Raw genomic sequence first — 9,021 nt, 5'->3', positions numbered from 1 at the left:
ACATTGACGTGGGGCTTACTGCGTTCAAATTTTTCCTTCGCCATTGCGAGCGCCTCCTCACATTCAAGCTTTACAGATGGGTTAACCATTCCGCGCACTTCGGGCTCTGCCAACGCGACAAAGCGCCACAAGGACAACGGATATTCAGACAAAAAACCGCTGCGGAGGCACACCTCCGCAGCTGTCAAAATGGAGCTGATGAGCAGATTTGAACTGCCGACCTCACCCTTACCAAGGGTGTGCTCTACCAACTGAGCTACATCAGCTTTGAAAACGTTTCAGGCCTTACTTGGCTCCACCGCAAAGTGGAGCGGGCAGCGGGAATCGAACCCGCATCATCAGCTTGGAAGGCTGAGGTTCTACCATTGAACTATGCCCGCAAACTCGGGCCCGCTTCCTGCCAGGCCTTGCAGGGCTCTCTCGCAGAGCGCCCTTCTAATATGGTGCAGGGGGGAGGATTCGAACCTCCGAAGCTTGCGCGTCAGATTTACAGTCTGATCCCTTTGGCCACTCGGGAACCCCTGCCAAAAAGTAGCCGGCATTGTCCGGCTCGCAACCCCGCCTGTCAACCGAAAATTCAATCTTTTCACACAGTTACATGCAGGGTTTCAGGTTAAATGGAGCTGGCGAGAGGAGTCGAACCCCCGACCGGCTGATTACAAGTCAGCTGCTCTACCAACTGAGCTACGCCAGCACTCGAACCTGACCACGTCTCAACGTGGAGGCGGGATTCTAGAGAAACTTTTACTCAGAAGCAACACCTGGGCACAAATTTTGTCTTCGCTCCAGCGTGGGATACTCCGCCAGCAACTCCTCCCACAGCCGATCCGACAGCGCCCGAGCCTGCAAAGCCGGCATCACAAGCCAGATTTCCCTGTGCGTTCGCTCCACTTCGCGGATCTTGGCGTCATAACCGAGCGCCTGAAGCTCATCCCGGCGCGCCTCCGCGAGGGCCCGACGGCTGAACATGCCAAACGAGATGCCGTTGGCGAGCTCTCCCCGGGGAATCACGTAGCTGTCGATCTGCTTGGCCTGGAGCTCATGGAGGCGCCGTAACGCCTCCCGCTGGGACAATTCCGGCGCCAGATGCACCCAGTACCCACGCCCGTCAGACACCTCGAGATCCTGCGACTCGGCCGTCACATCCAGCGCCCTCAGGCGCTGGCCAATGGAGTCGGCATCGCCACGCTCAGTAAAGGGGCCCACCAGGACACACAGGGGCAAGACTTCCGACACAGAGCCCTGATCCGGATCACTGTGCGACCGCCCGGCAAGCGGCAACTGGCCAGACGCCTCGGACAGAAGCTGAAGAGAAGGGGCAGAACGGGGAACCACAGACGCCTCTCCGCTGCCCGAGGGCCCAGAGGACGGTATCACCCCAAATTGATGAAGTGCCAGCAATAACACATTGACCAGCACCAAGACCGCGAGTATTGCCCGCATATAACTGCTCTACCCTGAAATGAACCAATCCGGATTGCTTAGACGTCGGTCTCCGCGCGGTACGCCACCGCCAGACCGTCCAGTACAATTTCCTGCCACAAGCTTGCCTGCGAAAAGTGGCTGCCGATAAGCCCGGCGTCACCGCCGGCCACAATCAACCGGGAGGGCCCCGCAAGCTGCTGACAGGCATTCTGGACAAACCCGACCAGCATCGCAGACAGTGCAGCCTCAACGGCGCCTTCGGTATTGTCCGCCGGCGCAAGCTGGAGTCGCTCCGGCGGCCCCTGCAGACTCCGTACGCGGGCCGTTCCCACATCCAGGGCCCGGCGCATCGTCTGCCACCCGGGCGCAATATAGCCTCCCCGATGAACACCCCGCTCATCCAGCAGATCCGCCGTAAGCGCGGTGCCGGCCTGAACAATAACGGCCGCGTCCCGGGACACTTGGCGCGCCGCCAGAAGCGCAAGCCAGCGGTCGACCCCCAGGCGCTCGGGCTGCGAGTAAGCGCTCACAACCCCAGCGCACTCAGCCAGCGAGCGCGCAAACCAGGGGGTAAGCCGCCACTGGGCCTGTGCCCACTGCACCAGCCGGGCTTCATCCGCCGCCGGACGCACCGATGCCACTCTCACCGTACCCAGCATGACACCGGCAGGCAAAGCATCTTGCACCGAACCGCTCACAGTCTCGAGGTCATTACCCGCTTCGGCGCCGGCGGCCAGCGTACCGGATTCGCCCTGCAGGCGCCATTTAATCCGGCTGTTTCCCCAATCAATTTCCAGAATCATGACGCAGCTCTCATCGACAACTCGCCCCCGTGGCACAGAATGCGCTCGCCATCCTGCTCGAGCAGCAAAGCACCACTGACATCCACCCCTCGGGCAATCCCTTCCTGTGCTCGAGCGCCGGAGCTGACCACAACTCGGCGCCCCGCAAACGCATCGCGAGCGAGCCACGCCTCGCGCCAGGCGGCAAAGCCTTCACGGTGATAACCGGACAGCAGCGCCACCAGGGCATCAATCAGCCGAGCTGCCAGCGCGTTGCGCCCGGGAACCGGGCAGCGCTCAGACGCGCACACGGTTTCCAGATCGGCCCAGGGCTGTTCGATGTCGCGGGCGGGCTGGTCGGGCATCGCCAGGTTCAGCCCGACGCCGACCACCACCTGGCAGGCGCCGGCCGGATCCCCCGTCATTTCCAGCAGCACACCCGCGAGCTTGCGTTGCTGCCACAGCAGGTCATTGGGCCACTTCAAGCCGACCGACCCAACCCCTTCTGACTCGAGCACCTGGCACATTGCCACGCCGACCGCGAGGCTGAGCCCCTCCAGCTGAGCCGCGCCGCCCTCAAACCCCCAACTGAGCGACAGATAGAGGTTGCGCGCGAACGGACTGACCCAGGTACGTCCGCGACGCCCGCGACCGGCGGTCTGTTGTTCCGCCAGGCAGACATAGCCGCCCTGACCCAGGGCAGCCCGCTGCATGGCCTGCGAGTTGGTGGAGTCGGTGACCGACAGGACCTCCAGCTCGGTGAGCTGATTGCGAGTCTGGTCACGCAGCTGTGCCCAGAGACGATCCGGCTCCAGCAGCTCCAGGCCTCCCAAGAGCCGGTAGCCCCGGCCCCGCACCGACTCCAGTTCAATCCCCAACTCGCTCAACTTCTGCAGCTGCTTCCACACCGCCGCGCGACTGATCCCCAGCCGTTGTCCCAACTCATCCCCGGAGTGGTAATCGCCACTGGAAAGCGTGTGCAGCAGTCGGGACAGGGTCGCCTCATCACGACTCATTGCGCCACCTCTCGATAAACGCGACGGTAGCGCCCGGCCAGGCTGGTAAGCACTTCGTAACCCAGCGCACCAATGCGGCGGGATACATCGGCCACCCGCAACCGATGGTCAAGGACGGTGATCCAGGTGTTTTCGGGCGATACGGGGGGCGCCGCTTCGGTAATATCGAAAATGGTCGTGTCCATGGAGATTCGTCCGATCACCGGGACGCGCGTATTACCCAGATATCCTACCCCGCCCTCTCGACCGATGGTGCGATTGAGTCCGTCGGCATAGCCCCCGGCCACCACCGCCAGGCGCCGACCGGCGGGCAGGCGGGTTTCTCCCCCATAGCCGATACTCGCCGGGTGGCTCAGTTCTCGTACCTGCAGGACCGGCAGCTCCAGCTTCACCACCGCTGCCATGGCAGGCTCACCATCGGCCACGGGGTCAAAGCCAAACAGAGACGCCCCCGGGCGCGCGAGATCAAAGTGCCAGTCGGCTCCCAGGAAAATACCCGATGAGTTGGCCAGACTGCAGCGGATACCCGGCAACAAGCGTCGAGCACTTTGCGCCACAGCCACAAACCGTTGTTGCTGCTCTCTGTTCATGGGGTGGTCGGGCTCGTCGGCACAGGCGAGGTGACTCATGACCAGGACCGGATGACAGCCGGCAAGCAACTCGGGCTGCGCCACACAGTCACGCCAGTCTTCCTGACTGAGCCCCATCCGCGTCATACCGGTGTCCACTTTGATCACCGAGGGAGAGGCAACATCCAGCGCCCGACAGACTGATGCCCAACGGTCCATGGCCGCCCGGCTGTACAGCACCGGTATCAGCCCCGCGTTTATGCACTCCTCTTCCTCGCCGGGGCGGACACCGCCGAGAATATAGATAACGGCATCGTCCGGAAGAAAGCTGCGAGCGGTCAACGCTTCCTCCAGGGTGGCAAGGAAAAATTCCTGGCAGCCCGCCCGATAAAGCGTCTGCCCCACCGGTTCCGCGCCAAGTCCGTAGGCATCGGCCTTGATCACCGCGGCCGGCCTTTGCTCAAGGACGGAACACAGTGTGTTCCAGTTGGCCCGCAGGGCCGAGAGGTCAATCGTGAGGGTGCCGGTCGCGGTACTCATAGAACAGGTGTCCATCAGGCTGGTCGATGGAGGCATCTAAGCAAACCTGACGGGGAAAATCCAGATGAAGACGATAATTACATCCATCCCTGGATGCTCCATCATTTTCAGGGGGCGAAGCGATGCAATGTATAAAACGCACTCATCGGCACACCGCCATGATCGCGCGTCAACACGTCGGACTCGAGCGTGAAGTGGTACACCCGAGCCGTTTGTTGTGGATGCACGTCCGGCACCTCTGTCGACTCCAACTCCAACGTCACCGTCGTGCGGTCGTCACTTAGCGTAAGTCCGGCGATCGCTTCATCACGCTGGCCCAATTGCTCTGAACCGTAATCCGGTGCATCCCGGTAGGTCCAGGAACTCAGCGCGAGCGCATCTGCCAGCGCCTGAGGGCTCAGGGATTCCGGCAGTGCCCGGGTGAACTGCAGAGTAAAGCCATCTTCGGTGACTGTTATCTGCTTCAACGCCAGCGGAGGCTGCTCACCCTGCCAGCTCACACGTTGCAAGGCAGCCACATGACCACCCTTCGCCTGCCAGCCACGCCCGGTTTGCCCCAGCAGCAGACTGCCATCGGGCAGAAAAACCGGACGCATTGCCCCCGACGCCAGATCTCGGGCAAACGGCATTGCCGCTCCCTGCACCGTTCCATCCGGCAAGGTTTCCAGCGCGACCCGGAACAGATTGGATTGTGTCTGATCACCGATCAGCATCTGTTCAGAGAAGGGGCCAAAGCGTCCCTGGGTGCTATCCCAGACCGGGTGCCCCGGAGAGTTCGCCAACAGGTTCTGGGGCATCAAGAGCCGTTCCGGTTCGCGATGGTCCCGTACTCGCGCCCAGGCTATGCCCGGTGAGTCCGGCGTCATCCCCGGCAGATCAACCAACCCGGACGGGTGCCCATAGAAGGCATTTTTCTTCAGCACAAAAAGCTTCGAGGTGCCCACAAACTCGCCCTGGTTCTCGGTAAACCAGACCTGATCATCCGGCCCCAAAGCCCAGCCGGCCGCACTGCGCAGACCACTGGCCCAGGGCGTGGCCTCACCATCGGGGGTCACTCTGAACGCCCAGCCACTGAAGCCTCCCTGAGAGCCCATATAGAGGCCATCGGCTTTGTAGACCGCCTCGTCGGTATGAGCCAGATTCAGCCCCAGATAATAAGCACCATCGGCGCCTTTCACCGGGCCGTGCAGATAGGTGTGGTAGTTACTGTGATAACCGAACCCATCGAACAGCGTTTGATAGTGATCTGCGCGCCCGTCACCGTTGGTGTCCCGAATCCTCGTCAACTCGGCTTTCTGGCCAACCACCAGATCCAGACCCGCCTTGTCTTCAATCACGACACCCAGGCTATCGAAAAGGCCCTCGGCAAACAGGTGCCACTCACCATCGATCAATCGCCAGATCCCGGCGTTGCGGGTCGCCACCACAACCGTCCCATTTTCAGCCACGGCAATTCCCAAGGGCTCAAACAACAGGTCTCGACCGTAGTTGTCTTTGGGGGGCAGATAGTCTTCGATGGCGTAGCCGTCCAGAAGGTCCGCCTGCGAGGGCACCACTTTCAGCGGCTGGCGCACATGGTCGAACGATTTCACTTCCGGTCGCCAGGGGTTGTCAGATAGCGCCAGCTGTCCCTGCAGGCGCACCGGCAATTCGCTCCCCTCAGGGATAAGCCACTGGCCCTCGGCAATGGAACCTTCAGAGACCGAGATATCCGTGATGAGCTCCGTTGCCAGTTGCAGGCGCTGCTCGGAGTTCAGCGTCCCATCAACCTCCAGCGTCAGAACACCCTGGGCGCTGATGTCCATGGCCATTCCAAAGCGATTGTCACCGACGGATACCTCAAACGTTGGAGCCGCCTCCGCTTGTCGGGAGTCTCGCCGGTAACCGTGAAAACGGGCTTCGACCTCCGCGAGCAGATCAAAGTGGTCCTTCTCACTGTACAGCGCAGCCCGCACCTGCTCGTGGTCCTGAAAGACCGATTCCTTGAATGAAAAGTCGACCGGCGTTCCGTCCGGTTGAAGGGGTGCGAACAACGTATTGGTCGCCCCCAGACCAATCTCCCGGCTGTCATACCCCATACGCAAACCGCCTCCGCCGCGATTGCGCAATTCACCTCCCATATCCAGGAAACCACCCTGCCAGAGTTTGACCACACCCAGCACTCTGGGGTCAAAGCTGTAGTTCACACCATTGGGCAGCCCAACATGTATGGCTCGTCCGGACGTGCCAGGCATGGGTCCCCGCTGGATCTGGACTTCATCCAGAACCAGACGCTGCAATCCATCAGTGAGTGGATCATAGACCTCCGGCCCACCCTCTTCGACCAGTTGAACGACCGGTCCCTGGGTTGCCAGCGGATTGAGTGTTTTGAGATAGGCCCCGATCGCATCCAGATCGCCGTCGCTCAAGGTATCGGTCGAGTAAGCAGGCATGATCGGCTGATAAACTTGACCCGAGTTTGAACCTGATTCGGCGATTGCCAACTCGGCATCCGGTTGACGGATACTGCGGTGCAGGTAACTCCGATCCGCTTTCAGAGTAAACCGGGTGTCTCCCTCCCCCTGCTTGACTTCCCGATCACGAGGGGTCCGTTGGAACAATCCATAGAGGTTGGGGCCGGCACGTACCGATTTTTCGCCGTCGGTGACGGCATGACATGAGGTGCAGCCCAGCGCTTTGAATGCCTTCTCGCCCTTGGCCACAAAATCTTCCAGTTGCCCCAGGTTGGACTCGCCGCCCGTTTCAGAGGGCAGCTCGACCGCACTGAAATCGGCGTGCGCCAAGGACACCTGGCGCAGCGCCACCGGTCCCTGATGAACGTGCACCATCAAAGGCCCCGATGTTGTCTCCCAGGGGTTAATCGAACCTCGGGTAAATCCGGTAAGCAGCGTACGCTTCTGAACGATCTGGTTATTGATGCGAACCTCAAGCAACATGGCGGGCTCTACTTTCTGCCCCGCCTCATTGTAGCGAGGGGCGCGAAACTGTATTTCCACGGGAAGCCAATGACCAACAGTGTCACCTACCGAGCGCAAGGGCGGCACACCATCAAACTCCGGGGGAGTCCGATTTTCATCCCATCGCGGCGCAAGGGCACCCATACTGTCGGTCTTCAAGGCCTCCGTCTGCTCGGATCCGGTCAGCACCACTTCATAGCGCCCCTGCAGATAAATACCCGCACGGGTTTGCTCGGCCAGTAGGACTTCAAACGTCAGAACGGAGTCTCCCAGAGACTCTTCCGACAAGAGCCTCATGTCCTCCGCGCCACTGTCGAGAAAGAGCGTCTCAGGTTTGCCCTCTCCAACCACAGGCTCTAACCGCCCGTCCTGATACAGAACATCATGAACCTGCTCCCAGGGTGCCTCAGGTGTCAGCAATGACGCCTGCACTCCAATGGCGAACAGGGACAGCACGCCTGCCGACACCACCCAAAAGGATTGACCGAACCTCTTTATTATTTTCAGCATAGTTTTACCTCTGAACAGAATGGCGCTGTGCCGGGCCTAACGTTATCGTTTTGTGTTGAGTTGACTAAAAAAAACCCGGCTGTCGCGTTCAGCCGGGTCTTGCGTCGCGATCCCTCGCCAATGAAAAAAAGGCGGGCAATCCTGCCTCCTGGGAGTATTACAGTTCGCGAACCCAGATATTCCGGAAACTGACCGCCGCGTCGTGGTCTTGCAGGAAAATGGGAGCACAGCCGTGCGCTTCATCGTAGCTCGGCTCGCCGATCCACTCCGTCGTGCCCTGAATCTCGAAGTGGTTCTGCACCACGACACCATTGTGCAGCACGGTCACGTAGGCCGGCTCTTCCAGCGCGCCACTGTCATCAAAGCGCGGGGCCTGATAAATAATATCGTACTCCTGCCACTGGCCACGCGGACGAGTCGCGTTCACCAAGGGAATGGATTGCTTGTAAACCGATGCAGCCTGGCCGTTGGGATAGGTTTCATTGCCATGGGAGTCGAGCACCTGGATCTCATAGCGCTCCTGCAGGAACACACCGCTGTTGCCTCGATCCTGACCATCCATCCCTTCAATATCGGTTGGAGAACGCCATTCGATATGAAGCTGCACGTCACAGAATTCCCGCTTGGTCCGGATACCACCCTGACGACGGGCCACGGTCATCGCATCACCGTCCAGATTCCAGGTCGGCTCTCCACCGTTCTCCCCGACCCACTCGTCCAGGTCGCTACCATCAAACAGAACAATTGCATCGGACGGGACACCGTCCTGAGGCACTTCCACCATCGGAGGAACCGGCTCCCAAACCTCTGTCTTCTGGGCTTGCTGCCAGGGTTCAAGTTCTTCCTCTGCCGCGGTTTCATTGGTCTCGGCGCTGCAAGACAGCGTCACAATACTGCCAAATACCACTGCGCTCAGGGTTTTCAAAGAATGGGGTAATTGCTGCATCTTTATGACTCTCTTTTATTGAGCTCCGGGCCTGCCATTCAGCACTGCACCAACTTGACCGAATACCTCACATTGGAGCGAACAGCCGATCAGACCGGAGGTTGGTTTTATAGCATATAAAAATCGTTTTATCTAGTAAAAACACCCACAGGTTCGGGCCACGGTAGTGTACCAACTCTGCGAAAAGTAACCAGTGTTAGGAAAACGAAACGGGTGGGTTTGTCGGTTGGGGAGAGAGTGGGGGAGAGTTTGTCGGTTTACGGCCGCTGGCCTAAA

At 60.1% G+C, this 9,021-nt stretch carries 6 protein-coding genes and 4 tRNA genes; all 10 read right to left on the bottom strand.

From position 1 onward, the window contains the following. Positions 1-190 precede the first annotated feature (190 nt). Positions 191-266, bottom strand: a tRNA-Thr gene (locus N645_RS0116315). A 40-nt stretch (positions 267-306) separates the two neighbouring features. Beyond that, positions 307-380, bottom strand: a tRNA-Gly gene (locus N645_RS0116310). A gap of 61 nt (positions 381-441) precedes the next feature. Continuing rightward, positions 442-525, bottom strand: a tRNA-Tyr gene (locus tag N645_RS0116305). 93 nt (positions 526-618) lie between these two features. Next, positions 619-694: transfer RNA gene (locus tag N645_RS0116300), tRNA-Thr, on the bottom strand. Between the two features lie 50 nt (positions 695-744). Next, positions 745-1,443, bottom strand: coding sequence for an SPOR domain-containing protein (locus N645_RS0116295; RefSeq protein WP_024462582.1), 699 nt, complete (start codon positions 1,441-1,443; stop codon positions 745-747). Positions 1,444-1,481: 38 nt separating this feature from the next. Next, positions 1,482-2,228: a type III pantothenate kinase gene (locus tag N645_RS0116290; protein ID WP_024462581.1), complete on the bottom strand. Its 747-nt coding sequence runs from the start codon at positions 2,226-2,228 to the stop codon at positions 1,482-1,484. Beyond that, positions 2,225-3,223 carry a bifunctional biotin--[acetyl-CoA-carboxylase] ligase/biotin operon repressor BirA gene (gene birA / locus N645_RS0116285; RefSeq protein ID WP_024462580.1) on the bottom strand — a complete coding sequence of 333 codons (999 nt, stop codon included), beginning with the start codon at positions 3,221-3,223 and terminating at the stop codon, positions 2,225-2,227. The genes N645_RS0116290 and birA overlap by 4 nt, the downstream gene beginning before the upstream one ends. Next, positions 3,220-4,332: an alanine racemase gene (gene alr / locus N645_RS0116280; protein WP_024462579.1), complete on the bottom strand. Its 1,113-nt coding sequence runs from the start codon at positions 4,330-4,332 to the stop codon at positions 3,220-3,222. Before alr ends, birA begins: the two co-directional genes overlap by 4 nt. A gap of 107 nt (positions 4,333-4,439) precedes the next feature. After that, entirely contained in the window at positions 4,440-7,799 is a 3,360-nt protein-coding gene (locus tag N645_RS0116275) for a c-type cytochrome (protein WP_081666273.1), read from the bottom strand. Positions 7,800-7,956: 157 nt separating this feature from the next. Next, on the bottom strand, positions 7,957-8,745 hold the full coding sequence (locus N645_RS0116270) for a DUF1080 domain-containing protein (RefSeq protein ID WP_024462577.1): 789 nt from the start codon (positions 8,743-8,745) through the stop codon (positions 7,957-7,959). Between the last annotated feature and the right edge of the window lie 276 nt (positions 8,746-9,021).

The sequence above is a fragment of the Marinimicrobium sp. LS-A18 genome (assembly GCF_000463525.1).
In the GTDB taxonomy this organism is placed as follows: domain Bacteria; phylum Pseudomonadota; class Gammaproteobacteria; order Pseudomonadales; family Cellvibrionaceae; genus Marinimicrobium; species Marinimicrobium koreense.
Note: the sequence above shows the minus strand (reverse complement) of the source record. Positions and strands in the feature narration are given on the sequence as shown.